The sequence below is a fragment of the Geodermatophilus africanus genome (assembly GCF_900107105.1).
GTDB classification, from domain to species: Bacteria; Actinomycetota; Actinomycetes; order Mycobacteriales; family Geodermatophilaceae; genus Geodermatophilus; species Geodermatophilus africanus.
In genome coordinates this window covers 12,465-26,383 of sequence record NZ_FNOT01000001.1, presented here as the reverse complement: position 1 = coordinate 26,383, position 13,919 = coordinate 12,465, and the positions used below count along the sequence as shown (strand labels likewise).

The following is a 13,919-nucleotide window of genomic DNA, read 5'->3' as shown; positions in this document are numbered from 1 at the left end:
TGCACACGCACACGGGCTGCACAGGGCGCCGAGGTCCTGCTACAGAATGGACCGAGTCCCGGTCTCCCGACAGTCGCTGCCCGTCTCGGGCCAGGGCCTGACCTCTCGAGGCGCGGTGCACGTGAGGAACCACGCCTCCGATCCAAGCCGCGAGACCTCACGATGAAGGGAGCGACCCGTGCCGGTCATCGAGCGTCCTGACACGGCCCACATCTCGTGGGAGTCCGACGGGCCGGAGGACGCTCCCGCCGTCCTGCTGCTCATGGGGCTCGCCTACCCGGCCGCGATGTGGTTCCGGCTGGTGCCCGCTCTGGCCGAGAGCTACCGGGTCATCCGCATCGACAACCGGGGTGCCGGCCGCACCGGTGACGTCCCTGGGGCGCCGTACACGGTCGAGACCATGGCGGCGGACTCCCTGGCCGTGTTGGACGCCGCGGATGTGAACACGGCCCACGTCGTCGGCCTCTCGATGGGCGGCCTGATCGCCCAGGAACTCGTGCTCACCGCTCCGGAACGGGTCCGCTCGCTGTGCCTGATCGCCACACACCCGGGCAGCGCGCACGCCGTCGTGAACCCCCAGGCGATGGCGATGCTGATGCGGCGCGGCCAGATGACGCCCCAGGAGGCGGCCGAGGCCTCCATCCCCTACAACTACGCGCCCGGGACACCTCGCGAGCGCATCGAGGAGGACTGGGCGGTGCGATTGCCGCTCGCCGCCTCGAACGAGGGTTACCTGGCGCAGGTCGTCGGGTCGTCGCGCTGGGACGGCCACGGCCGCATGGAGGGCATCACCGCGCCGACGCTGGTCGTGCACGGGGAGCTGGATGCGCTCGTCCCGCCGGAGAACGGCCGCATCATCGCCGGCCGGATCCCCGGCGCCGAGCTCGTGATGATCCCGGATGCGAACCACGTGCTGATGACCGACCAGCCCCAACACGTGTCGAGGGTGCTCCTCGAATGGCTGGATCGGCACCGGTGACCAGTCCGACAGCGTGCCCGGTTCGGATGACGGATGACCGGCGTACGGTCCGGGCCAGTCCGCCGCCCTGTCCGGAGGACGCGCACGTGCCGGATGACCTCCGCGTCCCGGAGGTCCTCGGAGACGTCGCAGATCGCGATCGTCGCACCGGGCCGGGCCGGGCCGAGGTCGCCGAGGAACGGCAAGGCGTCGGCGCCACCTCGCCGTGACCGGCTCCAGCCCGCCGCCGAGTCGGCGGTGGGCGGGCCTGCGCGGCCCCCGGCCTGGCTGCGGCGACGCGACCCCCGTCGGCCGCCGTCCGGCGGGCCGGTCGGGTGACGGCTCGTCTGTGTTCGTACTCCGACGACGACGCCGCCCGTCGCTGCTGGTCCCCGGCCACGGCCTCAGGCGGCGCCGTCGCTCGGCTCGTGGGCGCCCTCCACCGCACGACGGCTCCAGTCCGGACGGGTCAGTGGGAGGCGGTCGTGTCCGGAGGATCCTGGCTGGATCGCCAGCACCTGGTTCACGCCGACCCGGTGGCCTTCGAAGGCCAGCGCCGATCCCGCGAGGTACAGCCGCCAGACCCGGGCCCGGCCGGGAGAGGACAGACGGACGGCCTCGTCCCATCGATGCTCCACGTTGCTCACCCAGGCTCGGCAGGTCAGCGCGTAGTGCCGGCGGAGAGCCTCGACGTCGGCGACCTCGAAGCCCGCGTCCTCGAGGATCCGGACGTGGGTAGCCAGCGGCTGCAGTTCGCCGTCGGGGAAGACGTAGCGGGTCCGGAACGAGCCGGGGTCGGGGCGGTCCGGACCGGCTGCGGGGCCGCGCGCGATGGCGTGGTGGAGCAGCCGATCGCTCGGGCGCAGCAGGACGTGCAGCCTGGCGGCGTAGCGCGGCAACTGAGCGAGGCCCACGTGCTCGGCCATCCCGATCGAGGCGATCGCGTCGAAGGGTCCGTCGACGACCTCGCGGTAGTCCTGCAGGCGGATCTCGACGAGTTCGGACAGGCCTGCCTCGGCGACGCGCCGGGTGGCCAGCTCGGCCTGGGCGGCGGAGATGGTCACCCCGGTCACCGATGACCCGTACCGCGCGGCGGCGTGCAGGGCGAGCGAGCCCCAGCCGCAGCCGACGTCGACCAGCCGCATCCCGGGCCGCAGATCCAGCTTGCGGCAGACGAGGTCGAGCTTGGCCTCCTGCGCCTGCTCCAGGGTCGCCGGCGGCTCGGGGAAATAGGCACAGCTGTAGACGAGCGAGGGTCCCAGCAGTACCCGGTGGAAGTCGTTCCCGACGTCGTAGTGGTGGCTGATGGCGCTCCGATCCCGCCCGAGCGAGTGCCGGATCCCGCCCAGTCGGGCCTCTTCCGGCGGTGGCGCGGGGGGCGGTCCGAAGACCCCGAGGCACAGCAGCGGGCCGGCCAACCGGGCGAGAGCCCGTCGGTCCAGGCGCAGCTCCGGGCGGGCCGGCATCCGGTCGGGAAAGCTCAGCGCGGCATAGACGTCCCCCTCGATGTCGAGGTCCCCACTGACGTAGGCGCGGGCGAGGCCCAGCTACCCGGGCGCATAGACCAGCCGGCGCAGGGCCCGCCGGTGGCGCACGACGAGGGTCGGTGCACCGTCGACGACGGACGCCGAGCCGTCCCAGCACCGCACGGACAGCGGGACGGGGGCCCCGAGCAGCAGCCGCCCCAGCTCGTCCACCAGTCCGGCAGCCCGACGCGGCGAGGAGGCGGCCATGCCCGACCCTGGCACAGCACGCCGAACTGCGGTCCTCACCGGTGGCCGGGATCCCCGCAGGTCGGTGGAAGTCCGCACGCGTCTCCACGGCCGGAGCGAGATCGCCCGGGACGACTGCGTCTCCCGCCGCTGGGTGATCGAGCTGGTCCAGCGCTACCTGGCCGAGGGCGAGGCCGGGCTGCAGCCCCCGCTCCCGACGGCCGCGCTCCAGTCCGCGGCGCACCACCCAGCGGCTCGAGGCCCGGTGGGCCGTCGGCGTGGGAGGGGGATCCGACGCGTCCGGCGGGATGGTGGCCGCATCGGAGGGGCCGGAGCCATGGCATCGGGTTGATCGGCGAGGGCCTGCTGGGGGCTCGGAGGTGGGCAGGTTCCCACTCCGTGGTGTCCGAGGGGGGACTCGGGATACACGCACACGCCTGCCTGGTACCTGACCGCAGCGCCGCGAGTGATCGTCCTGTGCGGCTGCAACGCGATGCCGGTGCAGCCGCCTTCTGCCGCACGAGTCGCTGACGATTTCGACCCGGTCACCGCGCATGCTCTCGGGGGGGTGGGCCGACCGCCTGCCACGTATGACCCCGGGCCAGGCCGGGTCCGTCGCCCGCTTACCGCGCATGAGCCGGGAGGCGACGTCGGGAGACGTCCACTGGTCACTTCCTCGAAGGTCCCTTCCGGGAAGCCCGTGTTCGCGTCCGCGGCGGGATGGCGGCTGCGGCGACAGGAACACGTCACAGGAGGCCGCACTGTCTCGTCTCGATACCGACGACGGGACATGAGAGGAGCTGACGATGCGAGTGTTGGTGGCAGGCGGAAGCGGGGTCATCGGTCGCGGTGTGGTGTCCGTACTGGTCGCGCGCGGGCACCAGGTGAGCGCGACGACCACGGACATCGCCAAGCTGGGACTGTTGCAGCGGCTCGGCGCCGAGGGGCGCGTCATGGACGGACTCGACCCGCTGTCCGTGGGCGAGGTGGTGGCGGCAGCCAAGCCGGACGTCATCGTCAACCAGATGACCGGTCTCTCGGGACGACACGCAGGCAAGGCCAACCCGCGGAGGCCCGACCGGTTCTTCGCGGCCACGAACCGGCTCCGAGCCGAGGGGATCGAGCACCTGCTGGCCGCCGCCACGGCAACCGGCGTGCCGCGGGTCGTGACCCAGAGCCACGGCAGCTTCAACGGGGTGCGTGAGGGCGGGTGGGTCAAGACGGAGGACGATCCTCTCGAGGTGACCGAGGGGACCAAGGCGGTCGCCCACCTGGAACGAGTCGTCACCGAAGCCGGCGGGGTCGCCCTGCGCTACGGCGCCTTCTACGGATCGGGCGCCAACGACGAACAGATCGCCCTGGTGCGCAAGCGCCTGCTCCCGATCGTGGGAGGGGGCACCGGGTACACCTCGTGGGTCCACGTGGACGACGCGGCGAGTGCGACGGTCCTGGCGGTGGAGCAGGACTGCACGGGCGTCTACAACATCGTCGACGACGAGCCGGCGCCGGTGTCGGAATGGCTCCCCGTCCTCGCCGAGTACGCGGGGGCCAAGCCTCCGCTGCGCATCCCGGCGTGGCTCGCGCGAGTCTTGGCGGGCGACATGGCGGTCGGCATGATGACGGAGGGCCGGGGTTTCTCCAACGCCAAGGCAAAGCGCGAACTGGACTGGGTGTTGCGCTATCCGTCGTGGCGTCAAGGCTTCGAGGAAGAACTGACGTGACGTGTCACCGAGTCCATGTCGGGAGCCGCACCGAGGAGTTCCAGGAGCTCAGGCCCCTGCTGTTCTCCCTCGCCTACCGCCTGTTGGGCAGCGTCGCCGAGGCGGAGGACGCGGTGCAGGAGGCATGGTTGCGTTACGAGACGACGCCAACCCGGCCCCGGTCGCCCAAGGCATTCCTCTCCGCGGTGGTCACCAGGATCTCGATCGACGTGCTCCGCTCGGCGCGCGTCCGGCGCGAGCAGTACGTGGGGGAGTGGTTGCCCGAGCCCCTGCTCACCGATCCGTACGAGGATCCGGCCCGGTCGGCGGAGCTGGCGGACTCCGTGTCCATGGCGGCACTGTTGCTGCTCGAACGCCTGTCGCCCCTCGAGCGCGCGGTGTTCGTGCTGCGGGAGGTCTTCGCTTTCGACTTCGCTGACGTGGCCGCTGCGGTAGGTCGATCAGAGGGCGCCTGTCGCCAGCTGTTGGTGAGGGCCCGGGACCACGTCCACAGCGGAAGACCACGGTTCGAGGTGGACCGCCAGGCACGTGAGGTGCTGGCGGCCCGGTTCTTCGACGCGTTCCGCGACGGCGACGTCGAGGGACTCAGGGACGTGCTCGCCGCGGACGTGCAGCTGGTGGGCGACGCCGGAGGGAAGGCTCCTGCACTGGCCCGCATCGTGGTGGGCGCGGACAAGGTCGCACGCCTGCTCGCGACGGCCTTCCCCAGGCTCGCCCGGCTCGACGCGACCCTCGAACAGTGCGAGGTGAACGGTCAGCCCGGTGCGATGCTCCGGGACCGTGAGGGCAAGGTGGCGTATCTGTTGGCGCTGGACATGGTGGACGGTCGGATCCAGACCGTGCGCTCGCTCGGCAACCCCGACAAACTCGGACACCTGGGCCCGGTAGCCGACGCCTGGGCCCTCCGGCGCGAGTTCATCAACGTGCCCAGGGACTGAGTGCCGCCGGCGATCGTGCCCTCGGCCTGAACGACCGCACGTGGGGGTCGCGGGATGCGCGTGTTGCTGTCGACGTACGGGTCACGCGGGGACGTCGAGCCCATGGTGGCTCTCGCGGTGCAGCTGCAGGCACTCGGCGCGGACGTGCGGATGTGCGCACCGCCGGACGCGGAACTCCGGGCGGTGCTGGCCCGCGAAGGCGTACCGCAGGTGCCGTTCGACAGGCCGTGGCGCTCATGGGAGCGGCCGCCGGACGCAGCGGAGCGCACGCAGCGCGTCGCCGACCTCATCGCCGCGCAGTACGACACCGTGACCGAGGCGGCTGAAGGCTGCGACGTGATCGTGGCGACCGCCATGTCGCAGTTCGTCGCGCCGTCCGTGGCCGAGAGGCTGGGCCTCGCGTACCGGTGCGTGCTCTTCTGCCCGGACGTGCTGGACGGCCTGGACGGCCAGGGTCTCGACGAGTTGTTCGGGAAGCCGATCAACACCCACCGGGCCTCGATCGATCTGCCTCCGGTGAGTGACGTCGGCACGTTCCTGTTCACCGATCGGCCGTTGCTGGCTGCCGACCCGACCCTGGGCCCCTGGCGTGGGCCGATGGGCTTCGATGCCCGCCAGACCGGTGCGTGGATCCTGCCCGACGAGCGCCCACTCCCGGCCGAGTTGCTGACGTTCCTGGACGCGGGCGAACCGCCGGTGTACGCGGGGTTCGGCAGCATGCGCACCCTGGACGCGGGCGGCGTGCGGGCGGCCATCGAGGCGATCCGTGCCGCGGACCGCCGGGTGCTCATCGGCCGCGGTTGGGCGGGGCTGGGCCTGATCGACGACCAGGATGCCTGCCTCCTCATCGGGGAGGTCAACCAGCAGGATCTGTTCGGGCGGGTGGCTGCCGTCGTGCATCACGGCGGCGCGGGCACGACGACCACGGCAGCCCGGGCCGGCGCCCCGCAGGTGGTCGTGCCCCAAGGAGGCGACCAGGTCTACTGGGCGCGTCGGGTGGCCGAACTCGGCATCGGCGCCGCCCACCGCGGGCCGACGCCGACCGTCCAGTCCCTGGCCGGCCCGCTCGGGACGGCTCTGACCCCTGGAACCCGCGCACGGGCGGCCGCGGTGGCCGATTCCATCGGGACCGACGGAGCGAGGACGGCTGCGGAACTGCTGCTGGCCGGCGACGCGGCCGAACGGCTGTGAGGGCTCGGCCCCTTCCCGGCATCGGCCCACACGCTGACGTCGACATCCGGGTGCACCGCATCCCGCCCTCATCCGTCGTCACCTCGTGTCGTGCTGCGGTCGGCGGTCCGGGTGCGTTCGTGCGCATCGACGGACCGGCGGCTCAGGCATCGATGTCACAGGGGACCCACCTCGCCCGTCTGAGAGCACGAGCGTGAGACCCGCTGCCGCGGTGAGCACGCAGACAGCGCCGAACAGAACTCGAGGAGAGACCATGGACACCGCCCTGTGGATCGCGGCCGGCCTCCTGGCGCTGGTGGCCCTCACCGGCGGCTTCACCAAAACCTTCATTCCCAAGGAGAAGCTGCAGCGCCATGAGGGAGCGGCATGGGCGCGCGATGCCAGTCCCGCGTTCGTCAAGACTCTCGGGGTGCTGGAGCTGCTCGCGGCGGTCGGCCTGATACTCCCGGCCGTCGTGGACGTGGCGCCGGTGATGGTGCCGGTCACCGCGGTGTGCTGGGTCGCCCTGATGATCGGGGCGATGATCACCCACGGGCGTCTGGGCCAGTACAAGCTGGTGGTGGTGAACGCCGTCTACGTGGTGCTCGCCGTCTTCATCGCGGTCGGCCGGTTCGGACCTGAGTCCTTCGTCGCCTGACGCGTACCTCGGTCGGTGTGGCTGGTTCCGACTGCCATCGAGGAGGGAGTGGATCGTGCGTCTGCGCATCGAGACGGTCGCTCTCGGACTCGTGGTCCTCGCAGTCGTTCCGTACATCATGCTCGAGCTGTCGTGGCTGAACGGAGCCGGCGTCGGTGGGGAGGACCGAACAGCTCTCACAGAACTGCACAGCACCGGATGGTCGTCGGCACCGACCTCACGATCGTCCTGGAGTTGGCGGCCACCGGGCTGGCCCTGACACTGCCTCTGCGTGGGGACGACGTGTTCCTGCGTGGGCTCTGGTGGGGCTCGTTCGGTCCGGGAGCCAGTGGGCCCCAGGCCATGGACGCCGTCGTGCGACGAACGACTCTCGTCGTCACCGGCCTACCGGCCCTCGGAGGCTTTCTGGCGCCGCCGCTGCGAGGGATCACCAGCCGACGGCCGCGCCTGACGTGGCTCCTCATCCGACTCGGCTGCACCACGGCCGCGCCGCAGGCTCCGACCCAGGTTCTTCTCGCCAACGGTGGGCACCCCACGCGCAGTCGTGCTGATGGGAGTCGTGACCGTCCCCGGAAGCGCGATGTACGGCCTCCTGGTGCTACGGCGGCATCTCGCCCACCTCGGCGTCGCCAGGCGACGGTGGACATCCACGTCGACCTGCTCGACCCGAAGCGATCGGACCACCTCCAGCACCCACGCACACGGAGCGCCCCATGACTGAGGCCCCTGTAACCATGCGAACCGCTGAGATCACTGACACGACTGAGAGCAGGCAGGCCGCCGAGCCACGCCCCCTGCCCCGCCCGGCCCGTTCGTGGCCGCTGTCGGGCTCCTCGTCGCCCTGTGGTGCGCCGGGTTCGCCGCGATCAGCGTCTGGCTGGCACTCACGGACCACTTCGGGGTCGGTCGGTACGCCGACGACGCGACGGCCATCTCGGTGGTGAACTGGTTCGTCGCAGTGCTCAAGGTGGTGGGAGCCGCGGTGGCCCTCCTGGCGGTCAGCCGTACGCCCCGATTCCTCGCACCCAGGATCGTCGGCACGTTGCTGTGGGTTGCCTTCGCCACCCTTGCGGTGTACGTCGTCGGCAGCATCACCCAGGCGGTGGTGATGCTGACCGGCGTCGTCGGCGATGCCGAGCAGGTCGACGCCACAGCCGTCGGCTACGTGCTCGCGTTCCAGGTGGCGGCCGCCGGGTTCGCCATCCTCGCGACCTCGTACGCCCGCCGGGCTGGGCTGGGCGCGCGCGTGATGCTGATCGGGGTCTGCGGCGCGCCGGTCGTGCTGGGCACCGTCCTCGTCGTCCTGCCGGCCATCCTCAGGGCCGTGGGGCTGCCGTCCGCGTCCTGATCCGCCCCGTGGACGTGGTGACGGCTCCGGCCGTTGGCGCCTACTCGGCGCAGGCCACCCGGAAGACGGGCCAGCCGATCTCGGTGCGCCAGGCACCCGGCTCGGCAGTGTCCCTCGGGCCCACCAGGTACTGCTCGCGCACCGGCCCGGCAACGGCCAGCGCGTTGGCCACCACCCAGGCGCCGAGTTCGCCGTAGGTGACGTCGATGTCGTCGTGCTCACCGACGTGGGTGGTGACGGCCAGCTCGACGGCTGGCAGGGTCACCGGGCGCACCCGTCCGCTGCGCGGGGGTTCGGCCGTCGGCCGGTACACGAGCAGGTGCCCGCGGCCGGTTTCGAACAGCGCGTTGTCGTACAGCCCTCCCGGGACGCCGGTCGGCTTGTCGACGACGGCGTCCAGCTCGGCCATGGCCCCGGCGTACCACGCGAGGACGTCGTCGTGCTCGACGTCGTCCTCGATCGCGGCCACCGTGGCCGCCGGAACCGCGCGCAGCTCGACGTCCAGCGGGGGCGCCTCCGGCCGGAGCAGCCGGCGCAGCGACGCCACCGCGGCGCGGGTCCGGTCCAGCTCCGACTCGAGCCGCACCAGGTGGTCGGCGACGAGTCCGGCACGAGTGCCGGGGTCAGGGGAGCGCAGGATGCGCTGGACGTCGGACAGCGGCACGTCGAGCTCGCGCAGGCGATGGATGACCTGGGCGGTCGGGATCTGGTCGGCGCTGTAGTACCGGTAGCCGCTGGCGGGGTCCACCGTCGCGGGCTCGAGCAGGCCGGCATCGTGGTAGCGGCGAAGCGTTCGCACGCTCAGGTGGGTCAGCCGGGAGAACTCGCCGATCGCCAGCACGGTTCCACGGTGCACCCTCCCCTCGGGGGAGGGTCCAGCGCTTGACTCTCCCACGCCGGGAGGCCGCAGCCTCGGGGCATGACGACACCGACCAGCATCCGACCCGACCAGCTCCCGGCTTCGATCCGCGGCTTCCTCGCCGCGCACGTGGCCCGCGACGCGGATTCCGCGCTCCGCGCCTTCACGCCCACTGCCGTGGTGGTCGACGACGGCGCGACCTACCGCGGGCGCGACGAGATCCGCGACTTCCTGGCCAGGGCCGGCGCCGAGTTCACGTACACCGCCACGCTCGTCGCGACGGAACGCACCGACGACGGGCACTGGGTCGCCACCAACCGGCTGGAGGGGAACTTCCCCGGCGGCGTCGTCGACCTCCGCTACCGCTTCGCGATGGACGGCGACCTCATCGCGGAGCTCGTCATCAGCCCCTGACGACCGGCTCCCTGCGGTCATGCCTCGGCGCTCGGCAGGCTGTGCCAGGTGTCGTAGGCGACGGCGGCCGCCCGCTCCACGTCGCCGGCGGCGCAGAGCCGGATCAGCTCGTCGTGCTGGGTGATCGACGCCCGGCCCCGGAGAGAGCCGAAGCGCAACCGCTCCGCACGGCGCAGCGTGGGCGTGAACTGCTCGAGCACCCTGTCCAGCGCGCGATTGCCGGCGCTGGTCACGAGGACGCCGTGCAGATCGTCGTCGGCGAGCAGGGCCTGCTCGACGTCACCGGACTGCACGGCCGCAGCGAACCGGCGGTTGGCGTCGCGCATGGTGGCCAGGTCGGCCTCGGTGAGGACGGGGACGGCCTCGCGGACCGCCAGCTCGTGCATCGCCGCGACGACGTCCCGGGCGTCCCGGACCTCGCGAACGTCGAGCGGGCTCACGACCGTCGACCGGCCCGGCTGGGCCAGGACCAGCCCGCTGTGCGCCAGCCGGAGCAGGGCTTCACGGACCGGGGTCCGGCTGACACCCAGCCAGGCCGCGAGCTCGAGGTCCTTGAGCTGCTCGCCGGGGGCGAACGTGCCGTCGACGATCGCGTCGCGGAGGCGGCGGTAGACGTCCTCGCGCAGCAGGCCGCGGTCGATGCCGGGGTCTGACAGGGGAATCGGCACGGGTGGTCCTCCTGGCGGCCGGGTGCACGCACTGCGGAACGAGGAAGCGCCAACAAGAGACTTCCGGGCCACAGTGTTGGCAACCAGTATATCGTATATCGGGGACGTCAGCGGGGGATGCACGGGGTGTGCGACCGGACGGGCGACGAGGGGTCGCCTGCAGACCGAGAGGGAGAGACCCATGACCAGCAGCACGCTCGACGCCCGCGCCGCCAAGCCCACGGTGGTGCTGGTGCACGGGGCCTTCGCCGACTCGTCGAGCTGGAACGGCGTGATCGCCCGGCTCCGGCGGGACGGCTATCCGGTGATCGGGGTGGCCAACCCGCTCCGCTCGCTGCACGGCGACGCCGCGTTCCTGCGCGACGTCCTGAACGGCGTGGAGGGGCCGATCGTCCTCGCCGGGCACTCCTACGGCGGCAGCGTGATGAGCGAGGCCGCCGACGGGCACCCGCGGGTGACGGCGCTGGTGTACGTCGCCAGCTTCCTGCTCGACGAGGGCGAGAGCACCGGTGAGCTGGCCGGGAGGTACCCGGGCAACGAGCTGGGATCAGCCCTGCGGCCGGTACCGGTACGCGGTCCCGACGGGCAGACGGTCGACGACCTCTACATCGAGCAGGAGAAGTTCCACGCGATCTTCGCTGCGGACGTGCCGGCCGACGCCGCCGAGCTGATGGCCGTCACGCAGCGGCCGATCATCGCGGACGCCCTGGCGGACAAGGCGACGAAGGCGGCGTGGAGGGCCGTCCCGTCCTGGACCCTCGTCACGCTCGAGGACCTAGCCGTGCCGGCCGAGGCCCAGCGGTTCATGGCCGGGCGCGCGTCGTCCCACGCCGTCGAGGTGGACGCCTCGCACGCCGTGACCGTGTCGCAGCCGGAGGCCGTCGCGCGGCTCATCGACGAGGCCGCCCGCGCGACGGCCGGCTGACCCGAGCGCGACCGGTGCCGGACCCGCTCCGTCGTCCGGACGGGACGGCGGAGCGGCCAGGCCCGGACGGAGGAGGCCCGGTGCAGGTGCTGGACCTGATCGGTGCGTTCACCTTCGGGGTCTCCGGGGCCCTGATGGCGATCCGCCGGGACTTCGACGTGGTGGGCATCGCGATCCTGGCGGTGGTCACCGCGCTGGGCGGCGGGATCGTCCGCGACCTCGTCCTCGGCGACACGCCCCCTCCGGCGTTCACCAGGTGGGAGTACCTGGTCGTGGCCCTGGCGGCGGCCGCGATCACGACCGTCGCCCACCCCGGTCTGGCGCGGCTCTCCCGGCCGCTGATGGTCTTCGACGCGGCCGGCCTCGGGCTCTTCCGCGTGGCCGGCACCGAGAAGGCCCTCGACTTCGGGCTCGCGCCACTGGCGGCCGCCTGCCTCGGGGTCTCGACCGCGGCGGGTGGCGGCGGCGTGCTCCACGACGTCATCGCGCGCGAGGTGCCGGCCCTGGTGCGCCCGGACTCCGAGCTCTACGCGGTGCCAGCCCTGGTCGGGGCCCTCGTCGTCGGCACCGCCTCGACCGTCGGCGCGGACGGTCCGGCGCTGGGCGCTGGGCGCTGGGTGCTGGGTGCCGGCGTCGCCGTCGCCGTCTTCGCCGTCCGCGTCCTCGCCCTCCGGCGCCACTGGCGCGGTCCGCGAGCGCGCGGCGTCTCGACCCCCTGATCGACCGGGAGGAACGCACGACGTGGCAGCGGACGAGCGGTACGACGTGGCGGTCGTCGGCGGTGGCGTCGCCGGCCTGGCAGGACCTGTGACGACGAAGGCCCCGCGGATGCTGTCCGCGGGGCCTTCGCTGCGGTGTCCGAGGGGCGACACGGTACGTCCGCACACGCCTGCACCCCGGTGGACCGATCCGTCAGCCGTAGGCGTCGGCGCGCTGCGAGACGCGCACGACTCGGACGAGCACCTCGTCGCCGTGGATGGAGTAGGCGACCCGGTACTGGCCTCGTCGTGCGGACCGGCAGTCCTCGAGCTCGCATCGCCACGGCTCGCCGACGCGGTGTGGGTCCGCGGCGAGCGGTCCGTACCGAAGTCGACGACCGCAACCGCCACTGGTTCAGCGAGCGAGAAGTTGCCGATGGGGACAGCGCGAGAGCGAGGTGTTCCGGGCCGGCGGCCCCTCTGCCGCCGTGTCGCGGGGTCGACGGACGAAGCCGGCCACCCGACGGCCGGTCCTCCGCCGAGGGGGACGGCGTCCTCGCGGACGGCGGTGGGTCGATGCTCACAGGACATCGGCTGAACGGCGGGTCCCCACCGGGTGCTGCCTGCCGTCCTCGGGCCGTCAGGCCGGTCGGCGCAGCGGGCCGAGGTCCTGTGTTCCGCCGTCCGCCGGGTCCTGCGGGAACGACACGCCGGTCAGCTCCTCCGACAGCCGCCAGATGCGCTCGGCGTCCTCGCGGCTGCGCAGGCGCCGGTAGGGCGCCTGCTCGGCCGGCGGCCCACTCATGTGCCGGAACCGGCGGGGGCCGTAGAACCGGCCACCGGTGGCGTCGGGTGACGTCGCGGCGAGCAGCGCGGGGAGGGCGGCGGTCTCCGGGGTCCCCGCGATGCCCAGGGCAGACAGGCGCCGGATCAGGCGGATCTCGCGCGACTCGTCGGGGCGGCCGATCTCGGGCCTGCGTGCAAGCAGGTTGGTGGGTGCGATGCCGGGATGGGAGAGGTTGCTGCTGATCCTCCAGCCGCCCGCGACGCTGCGCCGGTGGAGCTCCAGGCCGAACAGACCGACAGCGATCTTCGACTGGCTGTAGGCGCCGAACGCGTCGTAGGAGCGCGTCCACTGCGGGTCGTCCCAGTTGATCGCGTTGCGGTTCGCGGCCACGCTGACCTGCGAGGTCACGCGTGCCCGGCCGGCGCGGAGCAGCGGCATCAGTCGCGCCACGAGAGCGAAGTGCCCGAGGTGGTTGGTGCCCAGCTGCAGCTCATGCCCGTCGACGGTCGTCTGCCGCTGCGGCGGTGTCATGACGCCGGCGTTGTTGACCAGCATGGTGATCGGCCGGCCCTCGGTGAGCAGGGCGCCGGCGAAGGCGGCGACCGACTCCAGCGAGGACAGGTCGAGCGGGTGGAGGGTGATGCTCGCCCGGGGCTCCCGCGCGCGGATCTCGGCGGCTGCGGCCTCGCCCTTGCCGGGGTTGCGGATCGGCAGGACCAGGTCGGCCCCGGCTGCGGCCAGGCGGCGGGCGAGGGCGAGGCCGATGCCGTCGCTGCCTCCGGTGAGCACTGCTCGTTTCCCTGACAGGTCGGGAACGGTCATGTCGGTCGTCGTGCGAACCATGGTGGGGCTCCTGTTCTCGTGGTGCGCTTCTGTCGTGCGGCGCTGTTCGCGCCGTGCACCACCGTCCGTCGTCCCGCGGCTGTGAGGCAGGGCTCGGGAATCCCCCTTTCCGGGGCCCGAAAGGGGGGATCGACAGACCGTGGCTTCGCCGGCGGGCCGCCGGTAGACACGACTTCGCCGCTCCTCCCGAGTCGGCGCAGCAGACACCTCGAGGGGACAC

14 protein-coding genes and 1 pseudogene are annotated in these 13,919 nt (G+C 72.4%); 9 read left to right on the top strand and 6 right to left on the bottom strand.

Features of this window, described 5'->3' with window-relative positions:
* Positions 1-178 precede the first annotated feature (178 nt).
* The gene (locus BLW63_RS00130) at positions 179-979 is read left to right on the top strand and encodes an alpha/beta fold hydrolase (protein ID WP_091150231.1); all 801 of its coding nucleotides are present in this window, start codon (positions 179-181) and stop codon (positions 977-979) included.
* Between the two features lie 383 nt (positions 980-1,362).
* Here BLW63_RS00130 and BLW63_RS00125 read toward each other — a convergent pair whose 3' ends face one another.
* Both BLW63_RS00125 and BLW63_RS27190 read right to left on the bottom strand, forming a co-directional pair.
* Positions 1,363-2,424, bottom strand: coding sequence for an SAM-dependent methyltransferase (locus BLW63_RS00125; RefSeq protein ID WP_211516940.1), 1,062 nt, complete (start codon positions 2,422-2,424; stop codon positions 1,363-1,365).
* Between the two features lie 81 nt (positions 2,425-2,505).
* Positions 2,506-2,691, bottom strand: coding sequence for a hypothetical protein (locus tag BLW63_RS27190; protein ID WP_211516939.1), 186 nt, complete (start codon positions 2,689-2,691; stop codon positions 2,506-2,508).
* Positions 2,692-3,476: 785 nt separating this feature from the next.
* Here BLW63_RS27190 and BLW63_RS00115 point away from each other — a divergent pair.
* The 5 genes from BLW63_RS00115 to BLW63_RS00095 all read left to right on the top strand — a co-directional run bounded on the left by BLW63_RS00115 (position 3,477) and on the right by BLW63_RS00095 (position 8,505).
* Positions 3,477-4,391 carry an NAD-dependent epimerase/dehydratase family protein gene (locus tag BLW63_RS00115; protein WP_091150226.1) on the top strand — a complete coding sequence of 305 codons (915 nt, stop codon included), beginning with the start codon at positions 3,477-3,479 and terminating at the stop codon, positions 4,389-4,391.
* On the top strand, positions 4,358-5,329 hold the full coding sequence (locus tag BLW63_RS00110; protein WP_342028678.1) for an RNA polymerase sigma-70 factor: 972 nt from the start codon (positions 4,358-4,360) through the stop codon (positions 5,327-5,329). The genes BLW63_RS00115 and BLW63_RS00110 overlap by 34 nt, the downstream gene beginning before the upstream one ends.
* 54 nt (positions 5,330-5,383) lie before the next feature.
* On the top strand, positions 5,384-6,520 hold the full coding sequence (locus tag BLW63_RS00105; protein ID WP_091150222.1) for a glycosyltransferase: 1,137 nt from the start codon (positions 5,384-5,386) through the stop codon (positions 6,518-6,520).
* A gap of 253 nt (positions 6,521-6,773) precedes the next feature.
* A complete protein-coding gene (locus tag BLW63_RS00100; RefSeq protein WP_091150220.1) occupies positions 6,774-7,157 on the top strand; it encodes a DoxX family protein in 384 nt (127 codons plus the stop codon).
* Between the two features lie 814 nt (positions 7,158-7,971).
* On the top strand, positions 7,972-8,505 hold the full coding sequence (locus BLW63_RS00095; RefSeq protein WP_091150218.1) for a hypothetical protein: 534 nt from the start codon (positions 7,972-7,974) through the stop codon (positions 8,503-8,505).
* Positions 8,506-8,545: 40 nt separating this feature from the next.
* On the opposite strand, the gene BLW63_RS00090 is transcribed toward BLW63_RS00095, so the two are convergent.
* Positions 8,546-9,346 carry a MerR family transcriptional regulator gene (locus BLW63_RS00090; RefSeq protein ID WP_091150216.1) on the bottom strand — a complete coding sequence of 267 codons (801 nt, stop codon included), beginning with the start codon at positions 9,344-9,346 and terminating at the stop codon, positions 8,546-8,548.
* 78 nt (positions 9,347-9,424) lie between these two features.
* On the opposite strand from BLW63_RS00090, the gene BLW63_RS00085 reads away from it, so the two are divergent.
* Positions 9,425-9,778: a nuclear transport factor 2 family protein gene (locus BLW63_RS00085; protein ID WP_091150214.1), complete on the top strand. Its 354-nt coding sequence runs from the start codon at positions 9,425-9,427 to the stop codon at positions 9,776-9,778.
* Positions 9,779-9,795: 17 nt separating this feature from the next.
* On the opposite strand, the gene BLW63_RS00080 is transcribed toward BLW63_RS00085, so the two are convergent.
* Complete coding sequence (locus BLW63_RS00080; protein ID WP_091150212.1) at positions 9,796-10,446, bottom strand: GntR family transcriptional regulator; 651 nt, start codon at positions 10,444-10,446, stop codon at positions 9,796-9,798.
* Between the two features lie 181 nt (positions 10,447-10,627).
* On the opposite strand from BLW63_RS00080, the gene BLW63_RS00075 reads away from it, so the two are divergent.
* Both BLW63_RS00075 and BLW63_RS00070 read left to right on the top strand, forming a co-directional pair.
* Complete coding sequence (locus BLW63_RS00075) at positions 10,628-11,371, top strand: alpha/beta fold hydrolase (RefSeq protein ID WP_091150210.1); 744 nt, start codon at positions 10,628-10,630, stop codon at positions 11,369-11,371.
* Between the two features lie 80 nt (positions 11,372-11,451).
* Complete coding sequence (locus BLW63_RS00070; protein ID WP_211516936.1) at positions 11,452-12,090, top strand: trimeric intracellular cation channel family protein; 639 nt, start codon at positions 11,452-11,454, stop codon at positions 12,088-12,090.
* Between the two features lie 193 nt (positions 12,091-12,283).
* On the opposite strand, the pseudogene BLW63_RS27640 reads toward BLW63_RS00070, so the two are convergent.
* Positions 12,284-12,385: pseudogene (locus tag BLW63_RS27640) on the bottom strand (type II toxin-antitoxin system RelE family toxin); the annotation flags it as partial.
* A 324-nt stretch (positions 12,386-12,709) separates the two neighbouring features.
* Positions 12,710-13,699 (bottom strand): SDR family oxidoreductase, encoded by a 990-nt coding sequence (locus tag BLW63_RS00060; RefSeq protein ID WP_091150208.1) that lies wholly within the window; start codon positions 13,697-13,699, stop codon positions 12,710-12,712.
* Between the last annotated feature and the right edge of the window lie 220 nt (positions 13,700-13,919).